The sequence below is a fragment of the Streptomyces filipinensis genome (assembly GCF_014649495.1).
GTDB classification, from domain to species: Bacteria; Actinomycetota; Actinomycetes; order Streptomycetales; family Streptomycetaceae; genus Streptomyces; species Streptomyces filipinensis.
The window spans coordinates 30,426-44,429 of sequence record NZ_BMTD01000004.1; the positions used below are offsets into that span (position 1 = coordinate 30,426).

Annotated in this window: 14 protein-coding genes; 11 read left to right on the forward strand and 3 right to left on the reverse strand. The window is 71.8% G+C overall.

Features of this window, described 5'->3' with window-relative positions:
• Nucleotides 1-8: 8 nt before the first annotated feature.
• Complete coding sequence (locus IE244_RS11050) at nucleotides 9-242, reverse strand: hypothetical protein (RefSeq protein WP_229854052.1); 234 nt, start codon at nucleotides 240-242, stop codon at nucleotides 9-11.
• Nucleotides 243-459: 217 nt separating this feature from the next.
• Here IE244_RS11050 and IE244_RS11055 point away from each other — a divergent pair, with 217 nt between their 5' ends.
• Nucleotides 460-1,281 carry a GAF and ANTAR domain-containing protein gene (locus tag IE244_RS11055; RefSeq protein WP_191872997.1) on the forward strand — a complete coding sequence of 274 codons (822 nt, stop codon included), beginning with the start codon at nucleotides 460-462 and terminating at the stop codon, nucleotides 1,279-1,281.
• Between the two features lie 121 nt (nucleotides 1,282-1,402).
• Nucleotides 1,403-2,581 carry a GAF and ANTAR domain-containing protein gene (locus IE244_RS11060; RefSeq protein ID WP_191872998.1) on the forward strand — a complete coding sequence of 393 codons (1,179 nt, stop codon included), beginning with the start codon at nucleotides 1,403-1,405 and terminating at the stop codon, nucleotides 2,579-2,581.
• A 375-nt stretch (nucleotides 2,582-2,956) separates the two neighbouring features.
• On the opposite strand, the gene phoU is transcribed toward IE244_RS11060, so the two are convergent.
• A complete protein-coding gene (gene phoU / locus IE244_RS11065) occupies nucleotides 2,957-3,646 on the reverse strand; it encodes a phosphate signaling complex protein PhoU (protein ID WP_031170828.1) in 690 nt (229 codons plus the stop codon).
• A 180-nt stretch (nucleotides 3,647-3,826) separates the two neighbouring features.
• Between phoU and phoR the strand changes: the two genes are divergently transcribed.
• Together phoR and phoP are read left to right on the forward strand one after the other, a co-directional pair.
• On the forward strand, nucleotides 3,827-5,083 hold the full coding sequence (gene phoR, locus IE244_RS11070) for a two-component system sensor histidine kinase PhoR (RefSeq protein WP_191873001.1): 1,257 nt from the start codon (nucleotides 3,827-3,829) through the stop codon (nucleotides 5,081-5,083).
• 5 nt (nucleotides 5,084-5,088) lie between these two features.
• Nucleotides 5,089-5,760, forward strand: coding sequence for a two-component system response regulator PhoP (phoP, locus tag IE244_RS11075; protein ID WP_467267396.1), 672 nt, complete (start codon nucleotides 5,089-5,091; stop codon nucleotides 5,758-5,760).
• A 100-nt stretch (nucleotides 5,761-5,860) separates the two neighbouring features.
• On the opposite strand, the gene IE244_RS11080 is transcribed toward phoP, so the two are convergent.
• A complete protein-coding gene (locus tag IE244_RS11080) occupies nucleotides 5,861-6,544 on the reverse strand; it encodes a DUF461 domain-containing protein (RefSeq protein WP_191873003.1) in 684 nt (227 codons plus the stop codon).
• A 603-nt stretch (nucleotides 6,545-7,147) separates the two neighbouring features.
• On the opposite strand from IE244_RS11080, the gene IE244_RS11085 reads away from it, so the two are divergent.
• The 7 genes from IE244_RS11085 (at nucleotide 7,148) to IE244_RS11115 (ending at nucleotide 13,953) form a co-directional block, all read left to right on the forward strand.
• Nucleotides 7,148-7,630 carry a CarD family transcriptional regulator gene (locus tag IE244_RS11085; RefSeq protein WP_003953493.1) on the forward strand — a complete coding sequence of 161 codons (483 nt, stop codon included), beginning with the start codon at nucleotides 7,148-7,150 and terminating at the stop codon, nucleotides 7,628-7,630.
• Between the two features lie 335 nt (nucleotides 7,631-7,965).
• Nucleotides 7,966-8,718 (forward strand): 2-C-methyl-D-erythritol 4-phosphate cytidylyltransferase, encoded by a 753-nt coding sequence (ispD, locus tag IE244_RS11090; RefSeq protein ID WP_191873005.1) that lies wholly within the window; start codon nucleotides 7,966-7,968, stop codon nucleotides 8,716-8,718.
• The gene (ispF, locus tag IE244_RS11095) at nucleotides 8,708-9,208 is read left to right on the forward strand and encodes a 2-C-methyl-D-erythritol 2,4-cyclodiphosphate synthase (protein ID WP_031170837.1); all 501 of its coding nucleotides are present in this window, start codon (nucleotides 8,708-8,710) and stop codon (nucleotides 9,206-9,208) included. The genes ispD and ispF overlap by 11 nt, the downstream gene beginning before the upstream one ends.
• Before the next feature lie 57 nt (nucleotides 9,209-9,265).
• Nucleotides 9,266-9,670 (forward strand): PPOX class F420-dependent oxidoreductase, encoded by a 405-nt coding sequence (locus IE244_RS11100; protein ID WP_191873007.1) that lies wholly within the window; start codon nucleotides 9,266-9,268, stop codon nucleotides 9,668-9,670.
• A gap of 59 nt (nucleotides 9,671-9,729) precedes the next feature.
• A complete protein-coding gene (gene cysS / locus IE244_RS11105) occupies nucleotides 9,730-11,133 on the forward strand; it encodes a cysteine--tRNA ligase (protein WP_191873009.1) in 1,404 nt (467 codons plus the stop codon).
• Between the two features lie 91 nt (nucleotides 11,134-11,224).
• Nucleotides 11,225-12,166, forward strand: a complete 942-nt coding sequence (rlmB, locus tag IE244_RS11110) for a 23S rRNA (guanosine(2251)-2'-O)-methyltransferase RlmB (protein ID WP_191873011.1) — start codon at nucleotides 11,225-11,227, stop codon at nucleotides 12,164-12,166.
• 128 nt (nucleotides 12,167-12,294) lie between these two features.
• Nucleotides 12,295-13,953, forward strand: a complete 1,659-nt coding sequence (locus IE244_RS11115) for a DoxX family membrane protein (protein ID WP_191873014.1) — start codon at nucleotides 12,295-12,297, stop codon at nucleotides 13,951-13,953.
• The last annotated feature ends 51 nt before the right edge of the window (nucleotides 13,954-14,004 follow it).

Consider the following 14,004-nt stretch of genomic DNA (forward strand, 5'->3'; position numbering starts at 1 on the left):
GGGTGCCGTCAGCTCGTCAGGGTGGTCAGGCCGCATGCCAGGAGGGCGATCCCCATGAGCCCGAAGTTGATCCGCATGACGGTCAGGCTCCGCCAGGGCGCTCCGTACGCCGTGCGCCGCTTGACCACCACGTCCGCCCAGTCCCACACCCACACGTCGACCCCGCGGTAGCCGCAGGCCACCGCCGTGCACGCGCCGCCCGCGAGCAGCAGGAGCAGTGTCAGCACCACACGAGCGATCACGCCGTTCCCTCCCCGACCCCACGGCCGGTGCCGCGTGGCGGCATTGTCGCAGGGGCGGTGGCAGCCGCCGCAGGGCCTTCCGGAGGCAGTCGTCGAAAGCGGTATGTCACTCGGCCCAAGCTGGGCACTCGGAGTGCGGGACAACCGTCCGGGGCTGCCCGACGGAATACTGGTGGATCATGTCTGCTGACGACGCGCTGCGACGGAGGTGTTGACCATGTCGCCCGAGCGGCCGGAGGAGCCGGCCGGCGGCGGAGGGCCGTCGGACGGTCAGGCACGGCTGTGGGTCACCGAGACGCTCGCCGCCGCCGCGCGGGGTGCCGACGCCCCCGAGCGGGTGCCGGGCGCGCTCTGCGCGGCATGCCTACGGCTGCTGCCGATCAGCGGCTCCTCGGTGTCGATCTCAGGCGGGAAGGGCATACGCGTCACCTGGTGCGCCAGTGACCGGGTCGCGGCCCGGCTCGCCGAACTGCAGTACACCGTGGGGGACGGCCCCTGCCAGAGCGCTCTCGACCGGGGCGCCCCGGTCGTCGCGTCCGACCTCACCGGCGGCCCGGACGCCCGCCGCTGGCCGATCTTCGCGTACGAGGCGGTGGCACTGGGCGTACGCGCGGTCTTCTCGCTGCCGCTCGGCGTCAACGGCGCCGCGGTCGGCACCCTGGACCTGTACAGCGAATCCGTCGGCGGTCTGACCGAGCGGGACATGCGGACGGCGCTGTGGGTGCGTGACGCCGTCACCTTCGCGCTGATGAGCCTCCAGGCGGCCGGGCCCGAGGCGGCCGAGGTGGACACGGAGGACGAGGTAGCGTCGTGGATGGCGGCCTCCGAGGCCGACCACACCGAGGTCTACCAGGCGGTCGGCATGGTGATGGTGCAGCTGGACCTGGACCCCGAGCAGGCACTGGACCGGCTGCGGGCCCGTGCGTACGCCGAGGGCCGCACGGTCAGCCAGGTGGCCCGCGAGGTCCTGGCCCGCAGGCTCCGCTTCCAGGTGGAGCGGGAGCCCCAGGCCGACGACGACGGTGACCGCAGGGACTAGGCCGGTGGGGACGGGCGCGGCGTTCCAGAGCTGGGCTCTGGGCGTGCGCCGGGACTACGCTGAGAGAGGGGCTGAGCCGCGGGACCCGGGCGATCCTGCGGCCTGCAGGCAGGGGCTCGACATGCAGCACTTCTCCTGCCGGACCGTGGCGGACCTGGCCATGCCCGGGCTGGCGACCGGCAGGCTGACCGTACTCGCGCTGTACGGCGACGCCGACTCCGGTGCCGAGCTGGAAGCCGCGCTGCGCGCCCCCGGTCCGAGCCAGCTCGTCCTCGACCTGAGCGGACTGCGGCGGCTGTCTCCCGCCGCCGCCGAGGCCCTGTACCGGTTCGCCGAGGGTGCCGTCGAGCACGGCCGCATGCTCTTCCTCGCCGCCTGCCCCGCCGACGCCGTCGCCGCCCTGGCCCGGGCGCGGCCGCCCGGGGGAGCCGGGTGCGGGCTGTATCCGACGGTGTCCGACGCCCTGAGCGTCATCCTCACCTCGGTGGCCGGCCCGGAGGCCCCCCACCTGCGCCCGTACGCCGTGGAACTGCGCCACGCACTGCTCGCGCACGCCCTGGTCGCCCGCGCGCAGGGCATCCTCCTGGAGCGCTACGGCCTGCGCAGCGCCCACGGTGCCGCCGCCCTGCTGCGGACCGTCGGCCGGGAACACGGTGTGGGTGTCGTCCGGCTCGCGGCGGCGCTCGGCCAGACCCCCGCGCCGCGCGCGGGCGAGCCCTGGTTCCCCGGTCGTGTGCGGCTTCCGGCGCCCGCCGTCGGGTTCGTCGGCGGGCGGGCGGACCGGCCGTCGCTGCCGGTGTTCCTCGACGCGCTCCGGGACGCCGTCTGCGCGATCGCCCGCACGGGCATGGCCGACGTCCAGCTCATCGACGCCAGTGACAACACGATGCGGCTGGAGTCCCACTGCGGCTTCCCCAGCGAGTTCGTGCACTTCTTCGCCGTGATCGACGACACCAGCACCCCCTGCGGGCACGCCGCGCGCAAACGCGAGCGGGTCGTCGTCGACGACGTCGCCACCACGCCGGACGTCGACGAGCCCTCCCGGGCCGTGCTGCTCGCCGCCCACAGCCGTTCGATGCAGTGCACCCCCATCCCGGGCCCGGCGGGCCGGCCGCAGGGCATGGTCTCCACGCACCACGACCAGTCCGGACACACCTACACCGGGGCCGAGCTCGGCGCGCTGGACCGGGTCGCTCGGGAGGCGGGGGCGTGGCTGGACTGGTACCGGACGACCACGGTCCGGGACGCCCTGGAGGATCTGCACCGCAGGGCGCAGGGGCACGAAGGAGGGCCGGTGTGAAACGTGTTCACACCGGCCCTACGCCGTCGTACCGTTCGTCAGCCGCACTGGCAGGGCGCGCCCGACTGGCACCCGCACCCGCAGCCGGAACCGCAGCCGCACGCACCGATCAGTGGAAGGCTCGTCGGGGCGGCGGGCTGCTGGGTCTCGCGCTCCTGCGTGGGGTCGGGCGTGGTGCTGGGGGATTCGGCCATGGGTCCCTCCTAGACGCTGGGGCAGGGGTGCCCTCGTCCATTTCATGCCCGTTTCCCCGGGCGCATCAACGGCGCACGGAGGCGCCCACGCGCCCCCGGCGCCGACCCGCGGACTCCGGGAGCCGCACCCGCCCCACCGCCCCCGCCGCCCCCGTCCGTGCGCGGGGCCGGCGGGCCCGGGTCAGGCGCCCTCGACGCCCGTGACCGGCTGGATGTCCTGCTGGAGTTCGTCCGCGTGCTCGCCCGTGACCAGGTAGACGACCCGCTTGGCGACGGCGACGGCGTGGTCGGCGTACCGCTCGTAGTAGCGGCCGAGCAGGGTGACGTCGACGGCGGTCTCGATGCCGTGCTTCCAGCGGTCGTCGATCAGGTGCTGGAACAGCGTGCGGTGCAGCAGGTCCATCTCGTCGTCGTCCTGCTCCAGCTGGAGCGCGAGGTCGATGTCCTTCGTGATGATCACCTCGGCCGCCTTCGCCATCAGGCGCTGCGCGAGCTGGCCCATCTCCAGGATGGTCGCGTGCAGGTCCTGCGGGACGCCCCGTGCGGGGAACCGCAGCCGCGCCAGCTTCGCCACGTGCTGGGCGAGGTCGCCGGACCGCTCCAGGTCGGCGGACATGCGCAGGGAGGTGACGACGATACGGAGGTCGGTCGCCACCGGCTGCTGCCGGGCGAGCAGGGCTATGGCCCGCGCCTCCAGGTCGTGCTGCAGCTCGTCGACCTTCTGGTCCGCCTCGATGACGCTCTCGGCCAGCTTCAGGTCGGCGTCCAGGATGGCGGTCGTGGCGCGTCCGATCGCCGACCCGACCAGCCGGGCCATCTCCACCAGACCGTCGCCGATCGAGTCAAGTTCCTCGTGGTACGCGTCCCGCATCAGGGTTCCCTCTCATAGGTGTGCTTGGTCCCCACGCTCCCACGTTCTGCCCCGCACGCGTCCGTTTCCGCCACCCCAAATGAACCAATCCTGGCCCCAAGGTGAACTCTGGGCGACGAGTGTCCGAGGTCGCCCCTCGACGGCTGTGGCCATGTCGTACGCCCTGCTTAACCTTGAGGCATGGACGTGAACGCGGCGGTCGCCGCAGCGGCAGCGATCGCCGGGGTGCTCACCGGCGTCATCGCCATGCTGGCGTTCCGCTGGAGCGAACGCGACCAGAAGCGACCGACCAGGACTTCCTTGCACACCGATCCCGTACTCCCGCCCGGCGTGGACACCGTACTGTCCGTGCTCCGCTCCTCGGCCGTCGTCCTCGACGAGGCCGACGCCGTCGTCAAGGCCAGCTCCGCGGCCTACGCCCTCGGGCTGGTCCGCGGCGGCAAGCTCGCCGTCGAGCCGATGCTCCAGATGACCCGGGACACCAGACGTGACGGGGAGATACGGCAGGTCGAGCTGGATCTGCCCCGGCGTGGCACCGGACGCGGCGAGGCCCTCGCCGTCTCCGCGCGCGTGGCCCCGCTCGGCTCCCGCCTGGTCCTGCTGCTGGTCGAGGATCTGACCGAGGCCCGCAGGATCGAGGCGGTGCGGCGCGACTTCGTGGCGAACGTCAGTCATGAGCTGAAGACGCCCGTCGGCGCGCTCTCCCTCCTCTCCGAGGCCGTCATGGACGCCTCCGACGACCCCGAGGCCGTACAGCGCTTCGCGGGCCGTATGCAGATCGAGGCGACCCGCCTGACCAACCTGGTCCAGGAGCTGATCGACCTCTCCCGGGTGCAGAACGACGACCCACTGGAGGACGCCGAGCCCGTCCGGGTGGACGAGCTGGTCGCCGAGGCCGTCGACCGCTGCCGCCACCAGGCCGGTGCCAAACAGATCACCATGGCCGCCGGAGGCACGGCGGACCTGGCCGTCTGGGGCAACCGCGGCCAGCTGGCCGCCGCCCTCGGCAACCTGGTCGAGAACGCGGTCAACTACTCCCCGGCCCGCACCCGCGTCGGCATAGCCGCCCGCCGGGTCACCGCGCCCGGCGGCGACATGATCGAGCTGGCCGTGACGGACCAGGGCATCGGCATCTCCGAGAAGGACAAGGAGCGCGTCTTCGAGCGCTTCTACCGCGTCGACCCGGCCCGCTCCCGGGCCACCGGAGGCACCGGGCTGGGTCTCGCGATCGTCAAGCACGTGGTCGCCTCGCACGGCGGGGAGGTCACGGTGTGGAGCGCCGAAGGCCAGGGCTCCACCTTCACCCTCAGACTGCCGGAGGCGGGTGCGGCCCGCGACCGCGCGTCGCAGCACCCCGACCCCGACCTCGACGACGAGGCCGGCACCACCGAGTCATCCCCGTACGAACCGCTTCCCGCCCCGGAGGTCCTTCCGTGACCCGAGTGCTCGTCGTCGAGGACGAGGAGTCCTTCTCCGACGCCCTGTCGTACATGCTCCGCAAGGAGGGCTTCGAGGTGGCCGTGGCGGCCACCGGCCCCGACGGACTCGACGAGTTCGAGCGCAACGGCGCCGACCTCGTCCTCCTCGACCTGATGCTGCCGGGTCTGCCCGGTACGGAGGTGTGCCGCCAGCTGCGCGGCCGCTCCAACGTCCCCGTGATCATGGTGACGGCCAAGGACAGCGAGATCGACAAGGTCGTCGGCCTCGAAATAGGAGCTGACGACTACGTCACCAAGCCCTTCTCCTCGCGTGAGCTGGTCGCCCGCATCCGGGCCGTCCTGCGCCGCCGCGGCGAGCCGGAGGAGGTCACCCCGGCCGCGCTGGAGGCGGGCCCGGTCCGGATGGACGTCGACCGCCACGTGGTGACGGTCGCCGGCGCCAAGGTCGACCTGCCGCTGAAGGAGTTCGACCTGCTGGAGATGCTGCTGCGCAACGCGGGCCGCGTGCTCACCCGCATGCAGCTCATCGACCGCGTCTGGGGCGCCGACTACGTGGGCGACACCAAGACCCTCGACGTCCACGTCAAGCGCCTGCGCGCCAAGATCGAGCCGGACCCGGGCGCGCCGCGCTACCTGGTGACGGTGCGGGGTCTGGGCTACAAGTTCGAGCCGTAGGCCGTACGACCGCACACACCCGTCCGTGCCGAAGGGCGGCACCCCGCGCAGGGGTGCCGCCCTTCGGCATACGTCCTCGGTGCTCGGTGACCTGCGGTGCTCAGTGACCGGCCGCCGACTGGGACGCGGAGCCGCTCGGGGTGGCGCCGGTGCTCGGGCTGCCGCTCGCCGAGCCGCTCGGGGAGGACGAGGGGCTCGCCTTGCCGCCCTTGTGCGGCTTGGTGCCGGCGGAGGCACCCGGCGCCGGGGAGTTCGTCGCCGGGCCGGACGGGATCTGGCTCGGGCCCCACTTGTCGAAGTAGCTGGTGGCCGGGACCACGAAGGCGCGCAGGCTCACGTCGCCGGTCGTGCTGAAGGTGAAGGTGACCTTCTGCGCGTTGCCGTTCACGACCGACTGGTTGCCGTTGGGGATCTCGGCGGAGGCGTTGTCCTTGCCGCCGATGATCAGCGAGCCGTGCGCCGGGATCGTCAGGCTCTGGCCCTTGGCCGGGGTCAGCTTGACGGTCTCGTTGCTGCCCGGGATGGAGATGGACTGCAGGGTCTGGGGGTCCTTGTCCGCGTTGAACACGGTCGCGGAGATCACGGCCGGGCCCGGAGCCTTCAGGTCGGGCTGGGTGATGATCAGCGCGTTCTGGACCTTGATGGTTCCGACGGTGGTGGCCGCGTTGTCCGGCTTGACTTCCAGGGTCTGTGAGTCGTTGCCGGCGCCGCAGGCGGCGAGCGAGGCGATCGAGAAGACGATGGCGGAGGCGGCGAGGGCGCCGCGTCGAAGGCTGCTGCTCACGGCGGCGGCAACTCCTTGAACGCGCGGGCGGCTCCCTTATAAAGCCACCCTAAGTGTCTGTCAGCGGCCTTAGGCTACCGAGCCGTTCCGGGGCCGCCGCACCCGACCCTCCCCGAGCACCCTGCTTCCCTCCGGCTGGAGGTACCGCGAACCGGTCGTCACTCCCGTCACAAGTGACCCTCCAGTCACTTTGCCGAGGGCTCGTCCGTCATTCACATAACCGCTCGCAAATTTTCCGTGAAGGAATGCGTGACGCCCCCGATATTGATCACGCGCCACCCCCTCCGGCGGTCGTTGATCAATTTTGGAATCACCCCGCATGCGTCCGGGGTCACCGAACGGAGTAGCGGAAGTCGTACGCTTGGAAGCGGACAAAACGGGATGTTCAGCCACTTGGAGACGGCTCCGGAAGTGTGTAACGTACGCGTTTCACCCCGCCCGGAGAGCCCCTCCCACCTGCGAATTCCCCGTTCCGCAGGGCCCTCGCAGCACGTTCCTGTCGCAGTTGTCAAGCCCCGAGATATGCCCTGACCTGCGAAAACGCCATTCAGAAGACGCCGTATCCGTGTTACCCTGGATAGCCACGGAAGGGGTACCTGTCACATGACGTTCAAGGTTGGCGACACCGTGGTCTATCCCCATCACGGGGCCGCGCTGATCGAGGCCATCGAAACTCGCCAGATCAAAGGCGTGGACAAGACCTACTTGGTGCTGAAGGTCGCCCAGGGTGACCTGACGGTACGTGTGCCAGCGGACAATGCGGAGTTCGTCGGCGTGCGTGATGTGGTCGGTCAGGACGGGCTGGACCGGGTCTTCGAGGTGCTGCGCGCGCCGTACGCCGAGGAGCCCACGAACTGGTCGCGTCGCTACAAGGCAAACCTGGAGAAGCTCGCCTCCGGCGATGTCATCAAGGTCGCGGAGGTCGTGCGTGACCTGTGGCGTCGTGAGCGCGAGCGCGGACTGTCCGCCGGTGAGAAGCGCATGCTCGCCAAGGCCCGGCAGATCCTGGTGAGCGAGCTGGCTCTCGCGGAGAACACGAACGAGGACAAGGCCGAAGCCCTGCTCGACGAGGTGCTCGCCTCCTGACGCGCCACGGCAGCGATCCCTCGCTCCCGAAACGCTCAGCACAGTAAATGCCGCGGTGCCCGATGACACTGATCCTGTCGCCGGGCGCTGCGGCATGTTCGTACCCATGGCGCCGGATACCCATCGCGCCCTGGTCACGGAAAAGGCCCCGCTCTTCGCCGCTCTTCCGTGTTCTTCGGAAAGCCCCCGAGAAGCAAGCCCCCCGATACTTGATGTGCCGGGCCCGGGCAGATGGCTCGACCAGGGTCACGGAAAGGGTCCGGTCAAGGCGTCGCGCCCGGCACTCCTCCAGGCCATACCCACCTAGGTCGAGCACACAAACCTGACAGGAACCGATGTCTGACGAATCGCGCCCCTCACCCGCGTCGAACCCCGTCGCCGCCGTGATTCCAGCAGCCGGCCGGGGCGTACGCCTCGGTCCGGGGGCCCCCAAGGCGCTGCGCGCGCTGAACGGCACGCCCATGCTCATCCACGCGGTCCGCGCGCTCGCCGCGTCCCGCCATGTCGCCCTGGTGATCGTCGTGGCCCCGCCGGACGGCGCCGCCGAGGTCAAGTCCCTCCTGGACGCACACGCCCTGCCCGACCGGACCGACTTCCTCGTCGTCCCCGGCGGGGACAGCCGCCAGGAATCGGTCAGGCTCGGCCTGGACGCCCTGCCGCCCGAGTACGGCATCGTCCTCGTCCACGACGCGGCCCGCCCGCTGGTCCCGGTCGACACGGTCGACGCGGTCATCGAGGCCGTACGCGACGGCGCCGCCGCCGTGGTCCCCGCGCTCCCGCTCGCCGACACCGTCAAGGAGGTCGAGCCCGCGGCCGAACCCGACGCCCCCGAGCCGGTCGTCGCCACCCCCGAGCGGGCCCGCCTGCGCGCCGTCCAGACTCCCCAGGGCTTCGACCGCGCGACCCTGGTCCGGGCCCACGAGAGCGTCGGCGACCAGGTCACCGACGACGCGAGCATGGTCGAGCAGCTGGGTGTGACGGTCGTCGCCGTCCCCGGGCACGAGGAGGCCTTCAAGGTCACCCGCCCCCTCGACCTGGTCCTCGCCGAGGCGGTCCTCGCCCGCAGGAGGCTCAACGATGGCTTCTGAGCAGTCACCGGTGGTGCTTCCCCAGGTCGGCATCGGCACCGACATCCACGCCTTCGAGGAGGGCCGCGAGCTGTGGTGCGCGGGCCTGAAGTGGGAGGGCGAGGGGCCGGGCCTGGCCGGGCACTCCGACGCGGACGTCGTCGCCCACGCCGCGTGCAACGCCCTCTTCTCCGCCGCCGGACTGGGCGACCTCGGACAGCACTTCGGCACCGGCCGCCCCGAGTGGTCCGGAGCCTCCGGAACCACCCTGCTCACCGAGGCGGCCCGGATCGTCCGCGAGGCGGGCTTCACCATCGGCAACATCGCCGTCCAGGTGGTCGGCCCCCGCCCGAAGATCGGCAAGCGCCGCGACGAGGCCCAGAAGATCCTCTCCGAGGCGGCCGGCGCGCCCGTCTCCGTCTCCGGCGCCACGACCGACGGCCTCGGCTTCCCGGGCCGCGAGGAGGGTTTGATGGCGGTGGCGACGGCACTCGTGGTGCGGGTGGACTGAGGCCGTGCGAGGGTACCCACACGGCCACCAGTGATCCCTGGATTCCGGAGGGTGCCCATGTCCGCCGTACTGTCCGACCGTCTGAAGTCCCTGCTCGACGGCAAGGTGTTCGTCGTCGTCGGCACCGTCCAGCCCGACGGCAGCCCCCAGTTGTCCCCCGTCTGGGTGAAGCGTGACGATGACGACCTCCTCTTCTCCACCACGGTCGACCGCCGCAAGAAGAAGAACCTGGACCGCGATCCCCGGGTGACGGTCGTCGTCATGGACCCCGACCAGCCCTACGAGTACGCCGAGATCCGCGGCACCGCCGAGATGACGACCGAGGGCGCCGCGGAATTCATCGACGAACTGAGCGAGAAGTACACGGGCAGGAAATACGCCGACTTCAATCCCGCCGCGGCGAACGACGCCCAGCGGGTGATCGTGCGGATCAGGCCGAGGAAGGTCGTCGGGGCGCTCTGAGCCCCGGCATTGTGGGGAAGGGGCGTGAGGCACCCTCTCGCGCCCACTACCCTGGAGGGGTGACCATTCGCCTGTACGACACCAGCGCCCGGCAGATCCGCGATTTCACCCCACTCAAGCAGGGTTGTGTCTCGATCTACCTCTGTGGCGCCACCGTGCAGGCGGCACCGCACATCGGACACATCCGGTCGGGTCTGAACTTCGACATCATGCGCCGCTGGTTCTCCTACCGCGGCTACGAGGTGACCTTCGTCCGCAACGTCACGGACATCGACGACAAGATCATCGCCAAGGCGCAGGAACAGGGCCGGCCGTGGTGGTCGATCGGGTACGAGAACGAGCGCGCCTTCAACGAGGGCTACACGGCGCTGGGCTGCCTGCCGCCGACGTACGAGCCGCGCGCGACCGGCCACATCACCGAGATGGTCGAGATGATGCAGCGCCTGATCGAGCGCGGGCACGCCTACGCCGCCGACGGCAACGTCTACTTCGACGTACGGTCCTTCCCCGGGTACCTGCAGCTGTCCCGGCAGGAGCTGGACAACCTGCTGCAGCCGTCCGGCGAGGGCGAGACCGGCAAGCGTGACCCCCGGGACTTCGCCATGTGGAAGGCCGCCAAGCCCGGCGAGCCGACCTGGCCCACCCCATGGGGTGCGGGCCGGCCCGGCTGGCACCTGGAGTGCTCGGCGATGGCGCACAAGTACCTGGGCTCCGCGTTCGACATCCACGGCGGCGGCCTGGACCTGATCTTCCCGCACCACGAGAACGAGATCGTCCAGTCCAAGGCCTACGGCGACGACTTCGCCCGGTACTGGGTGCACAACGCCTGGGTGACGATGGCCGGCGACAAGATGTCCAAGTCGCTCGGCAACAGTGTCCTGGTCAGCGAGATGGTCAAGCGGTGGCGGCCGATCGTGCTCCGCTACTACCTGGGTGCCCCGCACTACCGGTCGATGCTGGAGTACAGCGAGGAGTCGCTGCGCGAGGCCGAGTCGGCGTTCGCGCGGATCGAGGGCTTCGTGCAGCGGGTCACCGAGCTGGCCGGCAAGGGAGTGGAGCCGGCCGCCGAGGTCCCGCCGGCGTTCGCCGAGGCCATGGACGACGACCTGGGCGTCCCGCAGGCCCTGGCCGTGCTGCACACCACCGTCCGGCAGGGCAACAGCGCGCTGGCCGCGGACGACAAGGAAGCCGCGGTGGCACGGCTCGCCGAGGTGCGGGCCATGCTGGGCGTCCTGGGCCTGGACCCGCTGGACGAGCACTGGGCCGGCGAGGACACCGGCCAGGGCGAGGACCTGCACGACGTGGTGGACAGCCTGGTCCGCCTGGTCCTGGACCAGCGCGAGTCGGCCCGCGCCCGCAAGGACTGGGCCACCGCCGACGCCATCCGCGACCAGCTGGGCCAGGCCGGCCTGGTCATCGAGGACAGCCCGCAGGGCCCGCGCTGGAGCCTCGGCTCCCGGTAGCCCCCGGTCCTTGATCGATTGTGCCGCCCGGCTCCCCGGGCGGCACACTGCATAGACGTACGCACACTTTTTCGCAGAGAACAGGTAGGTCATGGCCGCGAACAACCGTCGCATGTCCGGCAAGAAGGGCGCGCAGGTCGGCAGTGGCGGCCAGCGGCGCAAGGGCCTGGAGGGCAGGGGGCCGACCCCGCCGGCCGAGATGCGCAAGGGCCACAAGAAGAACCGCATCGCCACGGCCAAGGCGAAGCAGGCCGCGCGCCGCCCCGTGGCCCGGGGCCGTGGCGGCAAGTCGGCCTCCGAGCTGGTCGTCGGCCGCAACCCGGTCGTCGAGGCACTCCGCGAGGGCGTCCCCGCCTCGACGCTCTACGTCCAGCAGTTCATCGACAGCGACGAGCGCGTCCGCGAGGCCCTCCAGCTCGCCGCCGAGCGCGGCGGCATCAACCTCATGGAGGCCCCGCGTCCCGAGCTGGACCGCATGACGAACGGCCTCAACCACCAGGGCCTGGTCCTGCAGGTGCCGCCGTACGAGTACGCGCACCCCGAGGACCTGCTCGACGCCGCCGCCGACGGGGGCGAGGACCCGCTGGTCGTCGCGCTCGACGGCGTCACCGACCCGCGCAACCTCGGCGCGGTCGTCCGCTCCGTCTCCGCCTTCGGCGGGCACGGCGTGGTCGTGCCCGAGCGCCGCTCGGCCGGTATGACCGCCGGCGCCTGGAAGACCTCCGCCGGTACGGCGGCCCGCACCCCGGTCGCCCGTGCCACCAACCTCACCCGCGCCCTGGAGGCCTACAAGAAGGCCGGCCTCACGGTCGTCGGCCTGGCGGCGGACGGCGAGGCCGAACTCGGCGAGCTGGAGGCCCTGGAGGGCCCCGTCGTCATCGTCGTCGGCAGCGAGGGCAAGGGGCTGTCCCGCCTGGTCGGTGAGACCTGCGACTTCCGCGTCCGCATCCCGATGCCGGGCGGCGCCGAGTCGTTGAACGCGGGTGTCGCGGCCGGGATCGTCCTGTACGAGGCGGCTCGCAGGCGGAGCTGAACAACCGTCCGTAACTTCACCCCCGCGGGGGAATTTCGGCGCCCATATGGCGTTCGAGGCGGCTTTGACGGGGTCCGGACACATCCGCCCCGTCAAAGCAGTGTCCTAACACCACGTCACTCGGTTAGATGCGTGTGGACACCAGAACACCCCGCACACCCACGGGGGACCGCTCGTCGGGATACGACGACGCTCCCGCGCTGAGCATGGTGAAGGTGCCGAGCGATCCGGCGCAGGTCATCGTCAATCACGTCAGCTTCCGCGTGCAGCTGGGCGCGTCGGCGAAGCGCACCCAATCCCCGCGGATCGCCCGGCATCTGAGCGCCACCCAGGACGCCGCCCGCATGCCCGTCGTGGGCGCGGCGGCCCGGGCCGCAGCCGGCCGCCGCCGCCCCGTCGTGTGGAGCGGCAAGTCCGCCCCCGACGACACCGGCGCCCACCGGCTCCTCCAGGCCGTGCGGGGCAGCAGCGTCCGCCACGCCGACGAGCCCGAGGCCGGAGCCACCCAGGTCATCCCGCGCGTCCAGACCGGTTACGCCGACACCTACGACGCGCTGGACCAGACCGTCGAGACCCCCGTCGTCGGCCACCAGCGCACCGCCCCCGACGCCGACGGCACCCGCCTGCTGCCGCACATGCGCACGGTCGGCGGCGCCTACGACGACCCCCCTTACACCGACGACGACCTCGGGCCCTACGACGGTCACGACGACCTCGACCACGACGACGACCCCGACGACTCCCGGCCGGGCCGGCGGCACGCGGACGACCCGTCCCGGCACGCCTACTACCCCGGCCGCCGGATGAACCTCGGCGTGGTCCTGCTGCCGCTGCGCGTCTTCCTCGGCTTCATCTCCATCTACGCCGGCATGGGCAAGCTGTGCGACCCCGTCTACTTCGACGGCGGCAAGCGCGGCTCGATGGTCAAGTGGCTCAACACCCTGCACCCGTGGGACGTCGCCGAACCCCTGCGCCAGTTCGCCCTGCACCACCCGGTCGGCTCCGGCCTGGTGATCGCGTTCCTCCAGGTGGTCGTCGGCGTCCTGACCGTCCTGGGCTGCTGGCAGCGCGTGGCCGCGGTCGTCGGCGCCCTGCTCTCCGCGGCGCTGATCGTCACCGTCAGCTGGAAGACGGTCCCCGCCTACGACGCCCCCGACATCGTCTACCTCGCCGCCTGGTCCCCGCTGATCATCGCCGGCGCCCCCGTCTACTCCGTGGACGGCCGTATCGCGGCCAGCGCCTGGCGCCGCCTCGGCCCCCGCGCCGACATCTGGGACCTGCGCCAGTACGTCCTGCGCCGCGGCGCGCTGGTCACCGTCGTCACGGTCGGTCTGACCCTGCTGGCCGGCTCCCTGCTCGGCGGCGCCGTCCGCGACTCCAGCCGTGTGGTCGTCCCCGGCCCCGGCGAGGCCCCCCGCAACAACCTCCCCGGCTCCCCGCTCCCGCAGGACACCGGCCGGCGCGACAAGCGGACCCCGGCGGCCTCCAGCTCGCCCACGGGCGGCGCCACGGCCGGTGCGAGCCCGTCCGGCGCGCCGACGACTCCGGGCGCCACCCGGACGGCCGGCGGCACGGCCACGGCTCCCAGCCAGACCCAGGGCACCTTGGGCCAGACCTCGCCCCGCCAGTCCTCCCCGACCGGCGGCGCCCCCAGCACCACGGCCGGCCCGACGAGCACCGGTGGCAGCTCCACCGGGGGCAGCTCGTCGTCGGGCGGCGGCACCGGTGGCTCCGGCGGCAACTCGTCCGGCGGCCAGGAAGGCCTGGTGGGCGGCCTGCTCGGGTAACCGTCCCCAGAAGGAGGAGGCCCCGCACCCGGTGAGGTGCGGGGCCTTTTC

Coding starts and splice junctions, on each gene's coding strand:
- IE244_RS11055 (WP_191872997.1), top strand. CDS start 460: ATGTCGCCCGAGCGGCCGGAGGAGCCGGCCGGCGGCGGAGGGCCGTCG.
- IE244_RS11060 (WP_191872998.1), top strand. CDS start 1,403: ATGCAGCACTTCTCCTGCCGGACCGTGGCGGACCTGGCCATGCCCGGG.
- phoU (WP_031170828.1), bottom strand. CDS start 3,646: ATGCGGGACGCGTACCACGAGGAACTTGACTCGATCGGCGACGGTCTG.
- phoR (WP_191873001.1), top strand. CDS start 3,827: ATGGACGTGAACGCGGCGGTCGCCGCAGCGGCAGCGATCGCCGGGGTG.
- IE244_RS11085 (WP_003953493.1), top strand. CDS start 7,148: ATGACGTTCAAGGTTGGCGACACCGTGGTCTATCCCCATCACGGGGCC.
- ispD (WP_191873005.1), top strand. CDS start 7,966: ATGTCTGACGAATCGCGCCCCTCACCCGCGTCGAACCCCGTCGCCGCC.
- ispF (WP_031170837.1), top strand. CDS start 8,708: ATGGCTTCTGAGCAGTCACCGGTGGTGCTTCCCCAGGTCGGCATCGGC.
- IE244_RS11100 (WP_191873007.1), top strand. CDS start 9,266: ATGTCCGCCGTACTGTCCGACCGTCTGAAGTCCCTGCTCGACGGCAAG.
- rlmB (WP_191873011.1), top strand. CDS start 11,225: ATGGCCGCGAACAACCGTCGCATGTCCGGCAAGAAGGGCGCGCAGGTC.
- IE244_RS11115 (WP_191873014.1), top strand. CDS start 12,295: ATGCGTGTGGACACCAGAACACCCCGCACACCCACGGGGGACCGCTCG.